Below are 15710 nucleotides of genomic sequence, written 5' to 3' on the forward strand. Positions count from 1 at the left end.
GCGCAATGTTGCGGGGGGGGGGGATCACAGGCCGCCGCCTTGCAGGTCTCGGGGGATGGGCGTAAGTGCGGATCATGCCCGGTTAGGAAACCCCGCGCCATGCAACTTTACCTGCCTATCGCCGAGGTCTCGGTCAATGGCCCGCTGCTCTTGTCGGTCGGTCTTGTCGTGGGGCTGCTGTCGGGAATTTTCGGAGTGGGCGGCGGGTTCCTGATCACGCCGCTTCTGTTCTTCCTGGGCATTCCGCCCGCGGTCGCGGTCGCGACATCCGCCAATCAGATCGTCGCCTCGTCGTTTTCGGGCATCTTCGCGCATATGCGACGCCGCACCGTCGATTTCCGCATGGGAAGCGCGCTTATGGCCGGGGGGCTCGTGGGGTCGACCGTGGGGGTCTATATTTTCAGCCTGCTGCGGCAGCTGGGTCAGGTCGATCTGCTGGTCAACCTGTTCTACGTCGTCTTCCTGGGCCTGATCGGAACGCTAATGTTCATCGAAAGCCTGCGCGCCATGCGCAGCGCCAAGGTCCAGGGGCCGAAGCGACGGCCGCAGCGCACGCGGCGCGACTGGGTGCATTCCATGCCGCTGCGCGTGCGGTTCCGGACCTCGGGCCTTTATATCTCGGTCTTCCCGCCGCTCATGGTCGGGTGCGGCGTCGGCGTTCTGTCGGCGATCATGGGGGTCGGTGGCGGTTTCGTCGTGGTGCCGGCGATGATCTATATCCTGGGAATGCCGACGAAGGTGGTGATCGGCACCTCGCTGTTTCAGATCATCTTCGTGTCGGCTTATACGACGATGATGCACGCCTATACCACGCAGACGGTGGACACGGTGCTGGCCGCGCTGCTGATCGTCGGTGGCGTGGTCGGCGCGCAGTTCGGCAGCATGATCGGGCAGGCCCTGAAGGCGGAACAATTGCGCATTCTTTTGGCCCTGCTGGTGCTGGCCGTCGGTCTGAAGCTGGGCCTTGATCTGGTGCTGGAGCCGTCGAACGTTTTCTCGATCGCCAGCGTGCGCGAGGGCTGAGCGCCGTGGAGACGCGGCTGGCCTAAGAACCGGTTACGCCTTCTGCGAAGCGTGCGGCGGCGCGGCCCGCCCAAAGCCCTGTCGCCAGGCACGCGGTCAGTAGGTAGCCGCCGGTGGGTGCTTCCCAGTCCAGCATTTCACCGGCGGCGAAGGTGCCGGGGCGGGATGTCAGCATCAGATCTTCGGTAACGGCGTCGAAGCGCAGGCCGCCGGCGGTCGAGATCGCCTCGTCCATGGGGCGTGGGGTCTTGAGCGGGACCGGCAGGGCCTTGATCAGCGGGGCGAGGTCGTCGGGCAGGGGCCGGGCGCATTCGTTCAGGAGGGCTTGTTCCACGGGTGCGAGGCGCAGGGTTTTGCGCAGGTGGTTCGACAGGCTGGCTTTGCCGCGCGGACGGCTCAGGCGTTTTCGGAGAGCTTCTAGTGATAGATCCGGGCGCAGGTCGATCGTGAGTGCCGCGCCTTCGCGTAGCGGGCGGGAGAGGGCGTAGAGTCCGCCGCCTTCGATGCCCTTGGCGGACAGGACGATCTCGCCGCGCGAGATATGCGTGCCGGCGTGAAGCGCGATGTTCTTCAATGGCTGGCCGAAATGGCGCTGCATGTGGGACGACCAGTCGACGGTGAAGCCCATGTTGGCGGGTTGGAATGCGGCGGTCTGGGCCGGCAGACGGGCCGCCCACGCGCCATCGGAGCCGAGGCGCGCCCAGCTGGCGCCACCGCAGGCCAGCACGGTGACCGTGGGTGTCAGCCGGTGCGGACCATCCGGCGTGTCGAACTCTACCGCATCGCCATTCCAGCCTGTCCAGCGCCAGCGGCGGTGCAGCGTCACACCCAGCCCTTCGAGGCGGGAGAGCCACGCGCGCAGGAGCGGCGAGGCTTTCATCGTGGTGGGAAAGACGCGGCCGGTTGTGCCGGTGAAGGTGGGCTGGCCCAGCGCCTCGGCCCAGCGGATGACATCGTCCGGCCCGAAGGCAGTAAGCATCGGGCGCAGGTGTGGCGCGGCTTCGGCATAGGCGGCGCGGCAGGTTTCCATATCCTCGGCCTTGGTGAGGTTGAGGCCGGATTTGCCGGCCATGAGAAATTTGCGGGCCGGGGACGGCTTGGCCTCGGCCACGGTGACGGGAACACCGGCCGAGGCGAGTGCGTCGGCGGCCATGAGACCGGCCGGCCCCGCTCCGATGACCAGCGCGTCGGTCATGCGCGGGTGGGTGTCGCCGTGCCGAGCCCCATGTCATGCACGACCAGCTGCGGGAAGGGGATTTCGATGTCATGTGCCTTGAGCGCGTTCCAGATGGCGGAAAGGACCTTCAGGGTGAAGCGGTTCTTACCGTCGTCAATGCCTTGCGCGACAAACGCGGGCGGGTTGTCCCAATCCATGGCAGCTCCCTTGCCATTCTTCGTGGTGCCTCCATCCTCTTGCCTGTCGTGGCAAAAAGATCAAGGAAAAGCGATGGACGACCCGGTTTGTCCGCTGTGTGGGCGGTCCATCCCGCCCGAGGCCAAGCAGAGCCTGCATCACCTGGTTCCCAAGCTGAAAGGCGGCAAGGGCGGGCCGGTCGTGCTGTTGCACCAGATCTGCCATAACGAGATCCACGGCACGCTGACAGAGGCGGAGCTGGCGCGGGACTATGCCACGGTCGAGGCGTTGCGGGCACATCCGCGCTTGGAGAAGTTCATCCGCTGGGTCGCCAAGCGCCCGCCCGGGTTTCATTCGAAAACACCGGGTGGGCGACGGAAACGTTGATCCTGCGCAAGGCGGGCGTGCCGGGATGCGGAATGCTTGGTGCGGGAGGATTTCACCATGACAGTCAAATATATCGAAGATGCCGATACGAAGACCGTCGAGTTGACGGTGTCGGGAATGGTCACGCGGGAGGATTACGACCGGATCGTCGACCGGATGCAGGGCTTTATCGACGCCCATGGGACGGTGAAGCTGATCGAGGTGATCGAGAGCCTCGACGGGTTCGAGCCCTCGGTGATCTGGCCGGGGATCAAGTTCGATTTCAGGAACCTGCGCCATATCAGCCATGTGGCGGTGGTGTCGGATATCGGCTGGATCGGGCCGGTCTCCAAGGCGGCGGGGGCGCTGATGTCGACCAAGCTGCGGACCTATGATCTGGACGATCTGGACGAGGCGCGGGAATGGATCGCGGCAGAGTGACTTGACCACGGGGCGGGATGGGCCACTCTTGCGGGCGTGGCAAACTGCGAGGGCAAGATGGATCTGACACGGCGGGAGGTGTTGGCGCTGGCGGGCGGACTGGCCGGGGCGCAGGTGGTGCCGGGGCCGGTGTGGGCCGGTGAGCCGGGTCGCGTTCTGACCGCGGCGCCCGCCGAAGTGCAGTTGGCGCCCGGTGATTTCCCGAAGACGCGCGTATGGTCCTACGGCGGGCAGGTGCCGGGGCCGGTGTTGCGCCAGCGGCAGGGTGAGATGTTCGAGGCTCGGCTGGTCAACGGGTTGAAGCAGGAAACGACCGTGCATTGGCACGGGGTGCGCCTGCCCAACGAAATGGACGGTGTGCCGGGCATGACGCAGGCGGCGGTGCGACGCGGCGAGAGCTTCGACTATCGCTTTGCCCTGCGGGATGCCGGGACGTTCTGGTACCATCCGCACGCCAATTCGCTGGAGCAGATCTCGCGCGGGCTGGCCGGGGTGCTGGTGGTGGACGAGGCAGAGCCGCCAGAGGTGGATGCCGAGGAGATCCTGGTGCTGGACGACTGGCGGCTGACCGAGGACGCGCAACTGCATCCCGAATTCGGCAACCGGCACGACATGTCCCATGCCGGGCGGCTGGGGAATTATATCACCGTGAACGGCGCGGGCGAGTTGCGCCGCAGCTATCCGAAGGGCGCGCGGCTGCGGGTGCGGCTGGTGAATGCGGCGACGGCACGGGTGTTCCGGCTGGTGTTCCAGGGGATGAACGCCTCGGTGGTGGCGCTGGACGCGATGCCACTCGAGGCGCCGGAGCGGATCGAACAGGTCGAGATCGGGCCGGCGCAGCGGGTGGACCTGATCGTCGATATCACTGCCGAGACGGGCGAAGAGGCGATCATCGGATCGGTGGAGCGGGACGGCACCTATGCGACGGTGTCCGTGTCGGTCGACGGCGCGGAACAGGCCGTGCGGGAGGCGCCGCAAGCATTGCCCCCCAACGACCTGCCCGTGCTTGAGGCCGAGGGCGCGCGGCAGGTGCCGCTCGTCATGGAGGGCGGCGCGATGCGGGGCCTGCCAGAGCGCGTCATGTGGCAAGGATCGAAGATGGAGGCGCGGCCGCTCTATGAGGCGGGGCAGTTCTGGGCCTTTAACGGGCAGGCCGGGATGGACGGGGAGCCGCTGATCCAGGCTGCATTGGGCGAAACGGTGCGGGTGCCGATGGAAAACCGGACAGCTTTCTCCCATTCGATGCATCTGCATGGGCAGCATTTCCGCGAAGTACTGCCTGAGGGCCGTGTGGGTCCGTGGCGTGATACGTTGGTGATCCATCCAGACGAGACACGCGAGATCGCCTTTGTCGCCGAGAACCCGGGCGACTGGATGTTTCATTGCCACATGGCCGCGCACCAGATGTCGGGCATGATGAATTGGATCCGGATCACGTAGGTGCCGTTTTCCACGCGGAAAACGGGATAGAAAATACGTATTTTCTAACCCGGAATTTACGTAAATTCCGGCCCGATCAGGAGCGGCAGAGGTGCTTTATGCCTGCCGTGTGGTCGGGGGCTGCGCCGAGCACGTCGGCGGCCAGGGTGCGCGCGGTGTCGAGCAGGGCATCGGGCTCGGTCACCTCGTCGATGAGGCCCCAGTGATGCGCGGTTTCCGTGTCGATCTTCTGTCCCGCCATCAGGATCATCTTGGCCCGCGACGGGCCGATCAGCCGCGTCAGCCGCCCCGGATCGGAAGGTTGCGGCAGGAAACCCAGTTTCATCACCGGATAGAACATCCTGGTGCCCGGCACGGCGATGCGCAGATCGCAGGCCAGCACCATGCCCATGGCCCCGCCCGCGACGGTGCCGTTGAGCGCGGCAATGGTCAGGCAGGGCAGCGCCGAGAGGGCGGCAGACAGGCGTTCCCACACCGGGTCGGTCGGCAGGCCGGACTTGGCGGCCTCGAGATCCATGCCCGCCGAGAACGCCTTGCCGCGGCCGGTCAGGACCAGTGCGCGGGCCTCGGTGGCGCCCTCGGCGATATCGGCCAACTCGGTCAGCATGGCGTAGGTCAGGGAATTGGCCTTGTCGGGCCGGTTCAGGGTGACGGTCCAGAGGCCGTCGTCGGATTTGTCGAGCTCGATCATTTGAGCCCTACCGCGAGACGGATATCCTCGTTGCGCAGGCTTATGTCTTGGCCGAGCCACCCATCGGCCTCCGCCGTGCACATCCAGGCCAGCGCCCGGGCGGGCCAGTCGGGCGGGATATGGTCGGACCAGTCGAGCTGAGCCACGGGGTTCATGCCGCTGGCCTTGATCTGGTGTTGCATGTCGGTGGCCACCGTGCCGGGCGACAGGCCCATGACGCGAATGCCGTGATCGCGGTTTTCCTTGTCGGCGGCGCGGGTCAGCATCAGTGCCGCGGCCTTGGACGCGCAGTAGTGGCTCCAGCCTTCGAGCGCGCTGGTTGCGGCGCCGGAACTGATGGTGATGATGGTGCCCGATCCGGCCTGTTTCATGACCGGCAGGGCGGCGCGCATGCCGTGGAAAACGCCCTTGAGATTGATGTCGATCACCTCGTCCCATGCGTCGGGATCGACGTCGGCGAGATGGGCTATGGGCTCGATCACGCCGGCGTTGCCGATCAGCACGTCGAGCCCGCCGAAGCGGTCGCGGGCGGCGGCCACGGCGGCGCTGACGTCGTCGTAGCGGCTGACGTCGCAGGTCACGGCCAGCGCACGATCACCGATTTCCGAGGCGATCTCCTGTATCGCGTCGGCGCTGCGGGCGGCGAGCACCACATTGGCCCCCAGCGACGCGAAATGGCGGGCGGCGGCGGCGCCGATGCCGCGGCTGGCACCGGTGACGAGGACAGTCTTGTCTTGCATGGGATTGAACCTTTTTCAGCTCTGCAGTGACGTATGTTCACGCCAGAGCTATCGCCTTGAACTGGCGAGGTCCAGCGCAAGGCCGGGATTCCCCCCCTTGACCCCGATTGCGCGACGGCGGAAGCTGGAGCAAAGCTGGGAATTTGAACACGAAAGGATTCTGCATGAAAGTTTTTGGCATGACGGGCGGCGCACGGTTTGGAACCGCGACGGCGATCGGGCTTGCGCTTGCGGCAGGCAGCGCGCAGGCGGATGTGACGCCGGCGGATGTCTGGGCGGACTGGCAAGGATATCTGGCCGCATCGGGTTACGAGGTCAGCGGCGAAGAAAACCAGTCCGGCGACGCGCTGACGGTGTCCAATATCACGATGTCGATGGCGATCCCCGAGGAAGACACGACGATTTCGGTCAACATGGGCGAGCTGACGTTTACCGATAACGGCGATGGCACGGTTTCGATCGCATTGCCGGCGTCGATGCCGATGAACGTGATGGTCTCGTCGCCCGATGCGGAAGATTTCAGCGTTGGTATGCAATACGACACGACAAGTCTGGAAATGACGGCGTCCGGCAACCCCGACGACCTGCTTTACAATTACACGGCAGATGAAGTCGCCGTGATCCTGAACGACGTTACGGTCGAAGGCGAGACGATGGACCTTGGCACTGTCGAGTTCCGGATCGCCGACGTCAGCGGCACGACGACGATGAAAATCGGCGACCTGCGCACCTCCGAACAGAAGATGACCACGGGGCCGGTGACCTATACCGTCGATATCGACGAGCCCGAAGGCGGTGGCGGCGAGATGATGCTGAAAGGTCAGTTCGCCGGCATGACGGTCGCGGCCAACGGGGCGCTGCCGCTGGAAATGGACCCCGCCAACATGGGGGCGTCGATCGAGAACGGCTTCGACGTGGACGCGACGGTCACCTATTCCGAGGGGTCGAGCGAGTTCACGTTCGTCGATCCGCCGCAAACCACCGAAGGCACCACCAGTTCGGACGGGGGCGAGATTACCGTTGCGCTGGGCGCCGATGGGCTGACCTATGACCTGTCGGCCAGCAACATGAACTTGAACATGGCCGGGGGCGACATCCCGCTGCCGGTCGAGGTCGCCTTTGGCACCGCCGCGTTCAACCTGACCATGCCTGTCGCCAAGAGCGAGGACGAACAGGATTTCGCCATGGGCCTGACGCTGGGCGATTTCACCATGTCGGACATGATCTGGGGCATTTTCGACCCCGCCGGCCAGTTGCCGCATGACCCGGCGACGATCGACCTCGATCTGACCGGGACGGCCAAGCTGTTCTTCGACCTGTTCGACCCCGAGCAGATGGAAGCGGCGGAAACCGGCGAGCTGGGTGTGCCGGGCGAGCTTAACACGCTGGACATCAACACCCTGACGGTCAGCGCCGCAGGTGCGGAATTGACCGGTGAAGGCGCGTTCACCTTCGACAATTCCGATCTGGAGACTTTCAACGGGATGCCGGCGCCGGAGGGGTCGGTCGACCTGAGTCTGACAGGCGCGAACGGGCTTCTGGACCAGCTGATCGCCATGGGCCTTGTCCCCGAGGAACAGGCTATGGGCGTGCGTATGATGATGGGCATGTTCGCGGTTCCCGGCGAGGGAGAGGACGCGCTGAACTCGACGATCGAGGTCAAGAGCGACGGACAGGTCCTGGCGAATGGGCAGCGTCTGCGCTGAACCCGACCGAGGCGAAGACATTTGCGGGGGCCGGATGATCCGGCCCTTCGTGCTTTTGACGATTGAGCTCTGATGAAAGGTGAGCCTGATGACGTATTCCCGTGTTTTCCCCGTGATCCTGAGTGCTTCGGCCGTCGCGCCGGTGGCGGCGTTGGCCGACGTGACGGCCGAGGACGTGCTGACCAACATGATGGCCCCGGCCCGGGCCTTTGGCTTCGAGGTCACTGCCGAGCCGGTGCGCGAAGGCGACAGCCTGCGGGTCGACAGCATGGTCATGACCTATGCGCTGCCGATGGATGCGGGTGTGGCGCGGCTGAGCACGGACGGGTTCACCTTGACCGAACAGGGCGACGGCAGCGTCGCGTTGAACTATTCCGACGGGATGACGGCCGAGGTCACCTTCACTTTGCCCGACGAGGGCAAGGTGATGTCCGCGACGCTGTCCTACGAAGGCTTCGACACGCCAACCGTTGCGACCGGAACACCGGGCCAGGTGACCTATGACGGGTCGTTCGAGAATGCGCGGTTCGCCTTGACCGACTTCACCGTGCCGGACGAAGGCGTGCTGGACGTGTCGGTCGAAGGCACTTTGACCGGGACCAGCCAATACGAGATCATCGAGGGGGATATCGTGAAGGTGTCGATGTCCACCACGTCGGACAGCATGACCTTCGATACGAAATTCAGCGATCCGCAAGGCGCGGTGTCGAGCGGGCAGCAAAAGATGACGGGCGGGACTTCGGAAGTGGAAATGGCGATCCCGGCCGGGCAGGTTGACCTGCTGAACCTGGACGACGCGCTGCGCGCCGGGCTGATGCTTGTGGCCAAGACCGGCGGCGTGCAGGTGGACGGCACCACCGTGACGACGGTCGAGGACATGGAGATGCGCCAGACCACCGCCTATACCATGGAGAGCAGCGATGTCGCGCTGAGCGAAGACGGGCTGTCGGTGGGCGGCGTCTATACCGATTTCGGGTTCGAGTTCGTGATGCCATCGGAGATGCCCTTTCCCATCGCGGGCCAGATCGCACGCAGTGAAGGCCAGATCACCGCGCCGGTGACCGAAACCGATGGCGCAGTGCCGGTGGAACTGCGCATGACGCTGGAAGAGGTGACGCTGGACGAGGCGATCTGGGCCCTGTTCGATGCGCAGGAACAACTGCCACGTGACCCGATGACGGTGGTGCTGGATCTGTCTGGCGAAGCCGCGCTGAGCCGCGATCCGCTGGATATCATGCGGATGATGGAAGTGTCCCCGACCGAGGAGACACTGGGGCGGATCGAGAACGTTCAGCTGAACGAACTGGCGGTGCGCGCCGTGGGCGCGGAGGTCACCGGCAGCGGTGCTTTCGAGATCGATAACGAGGATTACGAGACCTTCCCCGGCATGCCCGCGCCGAATGGCAGCGTCGATTTGCGCGTCGACGGTGCCAATGGCCTGATCGACACGCTGGTCGCGATGGGCCTTGTCCCCGAGGAGCAGGCCATGGGCACCCGCATGATGCTGGGCATGTTCGGCACGCCGGGCGAGGGCGAGGACGTGATCACCTCGACCATCGAGGTGACCGAGGATGGCCAGGTGCTTGCCAACGGCCAGCGGCTGCGGTGAGCCGATGAGGATGCGGCAGGTCCTTGCGGTGGCGGCGCTGTGTGCGCCGCAGGCCGCGCTTGCCGAGTTGACGGTCGAGGAGGCGTGGGGTGTCTGGACGGCCCAGTTCGAGGCTCTGGGCCTCGACTGGGAGGCCGAAGCGGTGCCCGAGGGCGATGCGCTGGCGGTGGGGCCGATCTTTCTGTCGATGCAGTTTCCGGGGCTTCCGCTGGAGATGAACCTGCAACTGCCCGGCCCGCGTTTCGTGCCCGATGCCGGGGAGGTAGCGGTGCAGTTGCCCACCTCCGAGGCCATGCCCTTCAGCGTGACCGCGATTGGCGACGCGGAAGAGGGATTCACCTCGTCCGGTGCGTTCGCCTGGCGGATGGAGGATGTCGGCGTGCGGATGCGGCAGACCGACGCCGGCGTTGAGACCCGCTGGAGCGGGACAAGCTTCGAGATCGACATGACCGAGTTCGGTATTGGCGGTCAGCCTTTTCCGGCTGAGTACCGGTACGTTCAATCCGGTTTCGACATCACGCAGACCAGCCGGATCGACGATGCTTGGCTGGACTTCACGCGCCGCGGCGTGGCCGGGCAGGTGGTGATCGATTACGGATATGGAGATGACACCAGCACGGAGGGCCTCGCCGGTACGTTGAGACGCGACGAGGTCGAAACCCTGACCGAGCTGCGGCTGCCGCGTGGCGGGCCTACGCTGGACGGCCTGCCGGAGCTTGCAGAGGCCGGCATGATGTTCCGGCACGAGGCAGCGGCCAAGTCAGGACACGACGAAGACGACGAATGGTATGCCGGCGAGTTGATCTCTTCCGGTGAGACCCGGTGGACCAACATCACGGGCATCTTCACGCTATCGGGCGATGGTTTGCGTGTCGTTTCGGATTCGGACGCGGCCGAGATGCAGATAACGGACGAACTGTTGGGACTGACAGTGGATGTGGAAGCGGCAAGGGTCCTGATGGATTTGGCGGTGCCGGTCTTGCGCGCGATCGAACCGCAGGATTACGCGCTGCGATTCGAGTTGGACGGGCTGAGTTTGTCCGAAGAAACCTGGTCCGCTTTCTTCATATCCGACGCGCTTTCGCGGCAGACGGCGGACCTGAAGGTCGATCTGGGCGGCAAGGCGATTCTTCTGGAGACTTTGTTCGACCTTGCCGCGTTGGGCCAATCATTCAACGGGCCCTTGCCGGTGTCGATCGAAACGCTGGACCTCAGGGCGCTGGAAGCCCGGTTCTGGGATGCGGAACTGACGGGAAAGGCTGCGGTGCGGTTCGATCACGGCGCGCGACGCACCTTCGACGGGTTCCCGGCGACCGAAGGGGACGCCACGTTCGAACTGACCGGCGTCCAGGGGTTGCTTGACCGTCTGACAGAGGCCGGCGTTCTGACGACCGATGACGCGATGTCGGCGCGGATGATGATGGGCATGTTCACCGCACCGGTGGATGGCGAGGACGACGCGGTGCGTGCCGAATTCGAGATCAAGCCGGACGGACAGGTGACTGTGAACGGCCAGCGCTTGCGCTGAACGCCTTGCGCCCATGGCTTGCGCCCGTTTCGGCAGCGCAGTAGATCGGACCCTGACAAAAATCCACACGCCTGCGCGGCGCCAGACCCGCGCAGCACACAGGAGAGCTTTATGCCCGTGACACCGGAAAATCTGACCGAAGCGCTTTTGGCGGCGGCGCACAAGGCCGGGGCCGACGCGGCGGATACGGTGGCCGTCGAGCGGCGATCCCAGAGCATCGGTGTCCGGGCCGGAACCTTGGAACAGGCGGAGCGGTCGGAAAGCGTCGAAGTCGGACTGCGTGTCTTCGTAGGGCAGCGGCAGGCCTGCGTCGGTGCGTCGGACACGCGGGAGGAAACCCTCGTGATGCTGGCGGAGCGCGCGGTGGCCATGGCCCGCGAGGCACCCCAGGATCCGTTCGCCGGGCTGGCGGACCCGGACCAGCTGGCGCAGAGCTGGGACGTCGCGGCGCTGGAACTGCACGACCCCGGTTCGGAACCGGCAGCGCCCGACATGCAGGAGGCCGCGTTGGCGCTGGAGGCCGTCGCGATGGCCGTGGATGGCGTGACCCAGGTTCAGGCGTCGGCCGATCACGAGGTCGAGCATATGCACATGGCGGCGACCAACGGCTTTTCCGGCGGGTTCACCAGCAGCGCCCGCAGCCTGAGCGCGGTTGCGATCGCGGGGCAGGGCACGGGGATGCAGCGCGACTATGACGCGGATACGCGCGTGTTCGCCGCCGACCTGCGGACGCCAGAGGAGATCGGGACGCGGGCGGGGGAACGTGCCGCTGCGATGCTGGACGCCAAGAAGCCTTATACCGGGTCCTATCCGGTGCTGTATGACGAGCGCGTGGCCGCGAGCCTGATCGGACACCTTCTGGCGGCGATCAACGGCGGCGCGGTGTCGCGCGGGGCGTCGTGGCTGATGAACCGGATGGGCGAGCCCGTGCTGCCCGAGGCGCTGTCGCTGATCGACGATCCGCTGCGCCCGCGCGCGCTTGGCTCGCAGCCTTTCGATGCCGAAGGGTTGCCGGTGGCAAAACGGGCGCTGGTCGAGAACGGCGTGCTGAAATCCTGGATTCTCGATCTGTCGACGGGGCGCAAGCTGGGGCTGCCGTCCACGGGTCATGCGCGGCGGGCGCCGTCCTCGGTGCCGTCGCCGCTGTCGACCAACGTGGCGCTGACGCAGGGCGACAAGAGCCGCGAAGAGTTGATGGCGGAGATGGGCACGGGCCTGTTGGTGACGTCGATGATCGGCTCGACGATCAATCCCAACACGGGCGACTATTCGCGCGGGGCGTCGGGGTTCTGGGTCGAGAACGGCGAGATCGCGTTCCCGGTGAACGAATGCACCATCGCGGGCAGCCTGCCGGACATGCTGCGCGGGATTATCCCGGCGAACGACGCGCGTCCCTGGAAGTCGCGTGTGGTGCCGTCGCTGCTGGTCGAAGGGTTGACCCTTGCCGGCAACTGAGCTGGATCTTCTGATCGCGGCGGCGCGGGCGGCGGGCGAGGTCGCCTGCCGTTATACCGGGCCCGAGGCGCGGGTCTGGGACAAGCCGGGGGGCGCGGGGCCTGTGACCGAGGCCGACCTGGCCGTGAACGAGGTGCTGGCCGAGCAGTTGCGCGGCGCCCGGCCCGAGTATGGCTGGCTGTCGGAGGAAAGCGCCGACACGCCCGAGCGGCTGTCGCGCGACCGGGTTTTCATCATCGACCCCATCGACGGCACGCGCAGTTTCATCGAAGGCACGCGGACCTGGGCGCACGCGCTGGCGGTGGTCGAGCGGGGCGAGGTGGTGGCGGGCGTGGTCTACCTGCCGATGCGGGACATGATGTATGCCGCCGCGGCCGGGCAGGGGGCGACACTGAACGGCAAACGCCTGAAAGTCAGTGATGCCGGGGCGCTGGACGGCAGCAGCATGTTGGCGGCGAAACCGAATTTCGACGCGCGGCACTGGCGCGCGGGACAGCCGCCCGGGATGGATCGAGGGTTCCGCCCGTCGCTGGCGTACCGGCTGGCGCTGGTGGCCGAGGGGCGGTTCGACGCGATGATGACCCTGCGCGGCGCGTGGGAATGGGACATCGCCGCGGGTGACTTGATCCTGCGCGAAGCGGGTGCCGTGACGTCGGACCGCGCGGGGCGGCCGCTGCGGTTCAACAACCCGATGCCGAAGCTCGACGGTGTTCTGGCGGCCAACCCGGTGGTGCATGGTGCGCTTCTGGAGGCGCTGGCGCCCGGGGCTGCGATCTGATCCGAGTGTGCGGCTGCGCCGCGCAGGTTTGGTTTTGTTCGAGTATTTTTGGAACGATGAAACGCCAGCTGAGCGACAGATTGGCGCGTTTCGCCGCTTGCAATCGAACCGCGCTCGGCACGACCTAGGTTCCCGTTTCCAAGATGGGAGACGGGATATGGACGGACAGACGATCGAGCACGACGCGCGGAACGCGGAATACCTGCGTCAGAAGGAGATTTACGAGCGCAGCATGGCGGGCCTGCGGCTGGAGCGGCGCAGGCGAGAGGCGGGGGGGCATGCGGTTATGGCCGTGGCCTACAGCCTTGAGGGTGCGAGCCGGAAGGAGACCCGGCTGGGCAAGGCCGTGACGGCGTCGAAATATGCACTCATCACCTTCGTGGCGGTGTTGCCGAACCTGGCGATGATCCTGATGCTGGCGGACTGACGCGCTTGGCGCTTGTACCGGGTGCGGCGCCGGTCTAGAGCCGGGGTATGACCCGTTCCGACAACCTGACCGGCGCCCTGTTGATGATGGCGTCGATGGCGTGTTTCACGTTCAACGACACCGCGATGAAGGCGATGGCGGGGGACGTGCCGCTGTTTCAACTGCTGCTGCTGCGCGGGATGGTCACGACGGTGCTGGTGGCCTGTATCGCGTGGCGCATGGGCGCGTTGCGCGCCCGCCTGCCGCGCCGGGACTGGGGGTTGATGGGCCTGCGCACAGGGGCCGAGGTGGGCGCGGCCTATTTCTTTCTGACGGCGCTGTTCAACATGCCGTTGGCCAACGTGACGGCGATATTGCAGGCCCTGCCACTGACCATCACGCTGGCCGCCGCGCTGTTCCTGCGCGAGCCGGTGGGATGGCGGCGGATGGTGGCGATCCTGATAGGCTTTGCCGGTGTGCTGCTGATCGTGCGGCCCGGGACGGACGACTTCAACTTCTATGCGGTCTACGCGCTGCTGGCGGTGGGCTGTGTCACTGTGCGGGACCTGTCGACGCGGCGGCTGTCGAAGGACACACCGTCGATGTTCGTCACGTTGCTGACATCCATCGCGACGATGACGATCTTCGGGCTTTTGAGCCTTGGCGTCGACTGGGCGCCGATGGGAATGCGAGAAGCCGGGCTGGTCGGAACCGCCTCGTTGTTCATCATCGGCGGGTATCTCTTTTCGATCATGGTGATGCGTGTGGGCGAGATCAGTTTCGTCGCCCCGTTTCGCTATACCGGCCTGCTGTGGGCGATGCTGCTGGGCTTCGTGGTGTTCGGGGAATGGCCCGCGACGCTGACCCTGCTGGGGGCTGCGATCGTGGTGGGCAGCGGGCTGTTCACGCTTTACCGGGAATCGCAGCTGGGGCGGAAAAGGCCGCTTGCACAGCCGCCTCGTCGACATTGAACCGTTCCTTGAAAAAGGCGCGCTGATCCGCGGTCAGGGGGGCAAGGCCCTTGGTGCTGGTGCGCGCATGGCTGTCGTTGTCGTCGTGCAGGGCGCGCAGGTACATGTGGGTCTCGGGCTCGATCAGGGTCGGCATGGAATGGTGCAGCTTGTGATGGCCGTAATTCATCACCGTCTTGGGGTCACCGGGGCGGAAGAGCACGGCCAGACCGCAGGCCAGGAACTGGCCCTGGATCTCGCGGGCGAGGATGCCGTCCGGGGTCAGCTTGACCGAATAGCCGCGGGAATATTCGATCACCATGTTCTGCCACCCGGCGCGTAGCTTGCCGGCCAGCCGGGCAGTGCGGCGGATGCCGCGAATGAAGTTGGTGCCGACGGCGTCGTCGTCATCGAGGCGGAACTGCAGGGATTCGTCGTCGTCGCCCTGGGCAAGCTCGTGCTGGATCGCCAGTTGCATGGCCGTGCGGTGCTTCATCGGTTCGGCCGTGACGATCTTGATCTGCTCGACGGGGGCGCAGATGTCGTTGAGCCGGTCCCACCAGGGCTTGGGCATCCGCTCTCCGGTCAGGACGATGAAGGTGAACCGCTTGTCCTTCTGCGCCGCTATGGAGGGCAGGGTGAGCGTCTCGAAGTGGCGAAAGCGCAGCTCCATCCGCTCGGGCGCGTAAAGGTAGGCCTCGCGCTCCTCGACGGTGTCGTGCATGCGTTTGAAGCCGCCGAGCGCGGGATAGGAAAAGCGGCATATACCGATTGCGCGCATGAAGCGGGGCACCTTCGAGACGTGGTGGCCGCATGGTTGCAAATGCGCGTGAGGCGGGCAAGCGCGAAACCGGGGTTGCCCGAGGCGGTGCCGGGCGTTAGGCCGAGGCGGCGGCGGGGTGACAGGTTTCCTGTTCCGCGCATCCGGGCTTTTCTGTCAGGGGTATACCGCGTCGTCATCCCGGGCGGATGGGAGTGTTGACAGCCGTCCCGACTCCCCCTATACGCCGCTCATCTCGACCTCGGGGGCCGCCCTGAATGTCGAACTCAAAATTCTAGTGGACAAGATCCGGGCCGTTTGAGTGCCCCGATCCTCTGGGAACCCGCCGCGTCGTTTACCTCGGAATGGAAACGATTGCGGTATTTGCGCATTGCGGACGCGTGATGTGCGAGGAACTGAAACCGCGCGGGGGTGACCCGGTGCAAACACATGTGTTGAGAGA

At 65.6% G+C, this 15710-nt stretch carries 16 protein-coding genes; 11 read left to right on the plus strand and 5 right to left on the minus strand.

Annotated elements, in window-relative coordinates:
- Positions 1-99 precede the first annotated feature (99 nt).
- Positions 100-1023 carry a sulfite exporter TauE/SafE family protein gene (locus C2I35_RS05950; protein ID WP_103762117.1) on the plus strand — a complete coding sequence of 308 codons (924 nt, stop codon included), beginning with the start codon at positions 100-102 and terminating at the stop codon, positions 1021-1023.
- Between the two features lie 22 nt (positions 1024-1045).
- Here the strand turns inward: C2I35_RS05950 and C2I35_RS05955 are convergent, their stop codons facing one another.
- The gene (locus C2I35_RS05955; protein WP_103762118.1) at positions 1046-2218 is read right to left on the minus strand and encodes a TIGR03862 family flavoprotein; all 1173 of its coding nucleotides are present in this window, start codon (positions 2216-2218) and stop codon (positions 1046-1048) included.
- Positions 2215-2397 carry a hypothetical protein gene (locus C2I35_RS05960; protein WP_103762119.1) on the minus strand — a complete coding sequence of 61 codons (183 nt, stop codon included), beginning with the start codon at positions 2395-2397 and terminating at the stop codon, positions 2215-2217. The genes C2I35_RS05955 and C2I35_RS05960 overlap by 4 nt, the downstream gene beginning before the upstream one ends.
- Before the next feature lie 73 nt (positions 2398-2470).
- Here C2I35_RS05960 and C2I35_RS05965 point away from each other — a divergent pair, with 73 nt between their 5' ends.
- Genes C2I35_RS05965 through C2I35_RS05975 form a run of 3 tightly spaced genes read left to right on the plus strand, consistent with a single transcriptional unit; the run spans position 2471 to position 4624 of the window.
- Entirely contained in the window at positions 2471-2764 is a 294-nt protein-coding gene (locus tag C2I35_RS05965) for an HNH endonuclease (RefSeq protein ID WP_103762120.1), read from the plus strand.
- 57 nt (positions 2765-2821) lie between these two features.
- Positions 2822-3184, plus strand: a complete 363-nt coding sequence (locus C2I35_RS05970; RefSeq protein WP_103762121.1) for a SpoIIAA family protein — start codon at positions 2822-2824, stop codon at positions 3182-3184.
- Between the two features lie 57 nt (positions 3185-3241).
- Positions 3242-4624 carry a multicopper oxidase family protein gene (locus C2I35_RS05975; protein WP_103762492.1) on the plus strand — a complete coding sequence of 461 codons (1383 nt, stop codon included), beginning with the start codon at positions 3242-3244 and terminating at the stop codon, positions 4622-4624.
- Positions 4625-4700: 76 nt separating this feature from the next.
- Here the strand turns inward: C2I35_RS05975 and C2I35_RS05980 are convergent, their stop codons facing one another.
- On the minus strand, positions 4701-5315 hold the full coding sequence (locus C2I35_RS05980; protein ID WP_103762122.1) for an enoyl-CoA hydratase/isomerase family protein: 615 nt from the start codon (positions 5313-5315) through the stop codon (positions 4701-4703).
- The gene (locus tag C2I35_RS05985; RefSeq protein ID WP_103762123.1) at positions 5312-6055 is read right to left on the minus strand and encodes an SDR family oxidoreductase; all 744 of its coding nucleotides are present in this window, start codon (positions 6053-6055) and stop codon (positions 5312-5314) included. The genes C2I35_RS05980 and C2I35_RS05985 overlap by 4 nt, the downstream gene beginning before the upstream one ends.
- A gap of 164 nt (positions 6056-6219) precedes the next feature.
- Between C2I35_RS05985 and C2I35_RS05990 the strand changes: the two genes are divergently transcribed.
- From C2I35_RS05990 to C2I35_RS06020, 7 genes are all read left to right on the plus strand, one after another.
- A complete protein-coding gene (locus tag C2I35_RS05990) occupies positions 6220-7761 on the plus strand; it encodes a DUF2125 domain-containing protein (RefSeq protein WP_103762124.1) in 1542 nt (513 codons plus the stop codon).
- A gap of 88 nt (positions 7762-7849) precedes the next feature.
- Positions 7850-9370 (plus strand): DUF2125 domain-containing protein, encoded by a 1521-nt coding sequence (locus C2I35_RS05995; protein ID WP_103762125.1) that lies wholly within the window; start codon positions 7850-7852, stop codon positions 9368-9370.
- Positions 9371-9380: 10 nt separating this feature from the next.
- Positions 9381-10898, plus strand: a complete 1518-nt coding sequence (locus C2I35_RS06000) for a DUF2125 domain-containing protein (protein WP_103762126.1) — start codon at positions 9381-9383, stop codon at positions 10896-10898.
- Positions 10899-11009: 111 nt separating this feature from the next.
- Positions 11010-12353: a TldD/PmbA family protein gene (locus C2I35_RS06005; RefSeq protein ID WP_103762127.1), complete on the plus strand. Its 1344-nt coding sequence runs from the start codon at positions 11010-11012 to the stop codon at positions 12351-12353.
- A complete protein-coding gene (locus tag C2I35_RS06010) occupies positions 12340-13131 on the plus strand; it encodes an inositol monophosphatase family protein (RefSeq protein ID WP_103762128.1) in 792 nt (263 codons plus the stop codon). The genes C2I35_RS06005 and C2I35_RS06010 overlap by 14 nt, the downstream gene beginning before the upstream one ends.
- A gap of 157 nt (positions 13132-13288) precedes the next feature.
- Positions 13289-13558 carry a hypothetical protein gene (locus C2I35_RS06015; protein WP_103762129.1) on the plus strand — a complete coding sequence of 90 codons (270 nt, stop codon included), beginning with the start codon at positions 13289-13291 and terminating at the stop codon, positions 13556-13558.
- Between the two features lie 47 nt (positions 13559-13605).
- The gene (locus C2I35_RS06020) at positions 13606-14508 is read left to right on the plus strand and encodes a DMT family transporter (RefSeq protein WP_103762130.1); all 903 of its coding nucleotides are present in this window, start codon (positions 13606-13608) and stop codon (positions 14506-14508) included.
- On the opposite strand, the gene C2I35_RS06025 is transcribed toward C2I35_RS06020, so the two are convergent.
- Positions 14441-15268, minus strand: coding sequence for a glycosyltransferase (locus C2I35_RS06025; protein WP_103762131.1), 828 nt, complete (start codon positions 15266-15268; stop codon positions 14441-14443). The two genes, C2I35_RS06020 and C2I35_RS06025, sit on opposite strands and share 68 nt — an antisense overlap.
- Between the last annotated feature and the right edge of the window lie 442 nt (positions 15269-15710).

This window comes from Roseovarius confluentis, from assembly GCF_002917925.1.
Classification (GTDB): domain Bacteria; phylum Pseudomonadota; class Alphaproteobacteria; order Rhodobacterales; family Rhodobacteraceae; genus Roseovarius; species Roseovarius confluentis.

What these genes read in the sequence shown, in the direction of transcription:
- C2I35_RS05950 (WP_103762117.1), top strand. Translation starts at nt 100, where the DNA reads ATGCAACTTTACCTGCCTATCGCCGAGGTCTCGGTCAATGGCCCGCTG.
- C2I35_RS05955 (WP_103762118.1), bottom strand. Translation starts at nt 2,218, where the DNA reads ATGACCGACGCGCTGGTCATCGGAGCGGGGCCGGCCGGTCTCATGGCC.
- C2I35_RS05960 (WP_103762119.1), bottom strand. Translation starts at nt 2,397, where the DNA reads ATGGATTGGGACAACCCGCCCGCGTTTGTCGCGCAAGGCATTGACGAC.
- C2I35_RS05965 (WP_103762120.1), top strand. Translation starts at nt 2,471, where the DNA reads ATGGACGACCCGGTTTGTCCGCTGTGTGGGCGGTCCATCCCGCCCGAG.
- C2I35_RS05970 (WP_103762121.1), top strand. Translation starts at nt 2,822, where the DNA reads ATGACAGTCAAATATATCGAAGATGCCGATACGAAGACCGTCGAGTTG.
- C2I35_RS05975 (WP_103762492.1), top strand. Translation starts at nt 3,242, where the DNA reads ATGGATCTGACACGGCGGGAGGTGTTGGCGCTGGCGGGCGGACTGGCC.
- C2I35_RS05980 (WP_103762122.1), bottom strand. Translation starts at nt 5,315, where the DNA reads ATGATCGAGCTCGACAAATCCGACGACGGCCTCTGGACCGTCACCCTG.
- C2I35_RS05985 (WP_103762123.1), bottom strand. Translation starts at nt 6,055, where the DNA reads ATGCAAGACAAGACTGTCCTCGTCACCGGTGCCAGCCGCGGCATCGGC.
- C2I35_RS05990 (WP_103762124.1), top strand. Translation starts at nt 6,220, where the DNA reads ATGAAAGTTTTTGGCATGACGGGCGGCGCACGGTTTGGAACCGCGACG.
- C2I35_RS05995 (WP_103762125.1), top strand. Translation starts at nt 7,850, where the DNA reads ATGACGTATTCCCGTGTTTTCCCCGTGATCCTGAGTGCTTCGGCCGTC.
- C2I35_RS06000 (WP_103762126.1), top strand. Translation starts at nt 9,381, where the DNA reads ATGCGGCAGGTCCTTGCGGTGGCGGCGCTGTGTGCGCCGCAGGCCGCG.
- C2I35_RS06005 (WP_103762127.1), top strand. Translation starts at nt 11,010, where the DNA reads ATGCCCGTGACACCGGAAAATCTGACCGAAGCGCTTTTGGCGGCGGCG.
- C2I35_RS06015 (WP_103762129.1), top strand. Translation starts at nt 13,289, where the DNA reads ATGGACGGACAGACGATCGAGCACGACGCGCGGAACGCGGAATACCTG.
- C2I35_RS06020 (WP_103762130.1), top strand. Translation starts at nt 13,606, where the DNA reads ATGACCCGTTCCGACAACCTGACCGGCGCCCTGTTGATGATGGCGTCG.
- C2I35_RS06025 (WP_103762131.1), bottom strand. Translation starts at nt 15,268, where the DNA reads ATGCGCGCAATCGGTATATGCCGCTTTTCCTATCCCGCGCTCGGCGGC.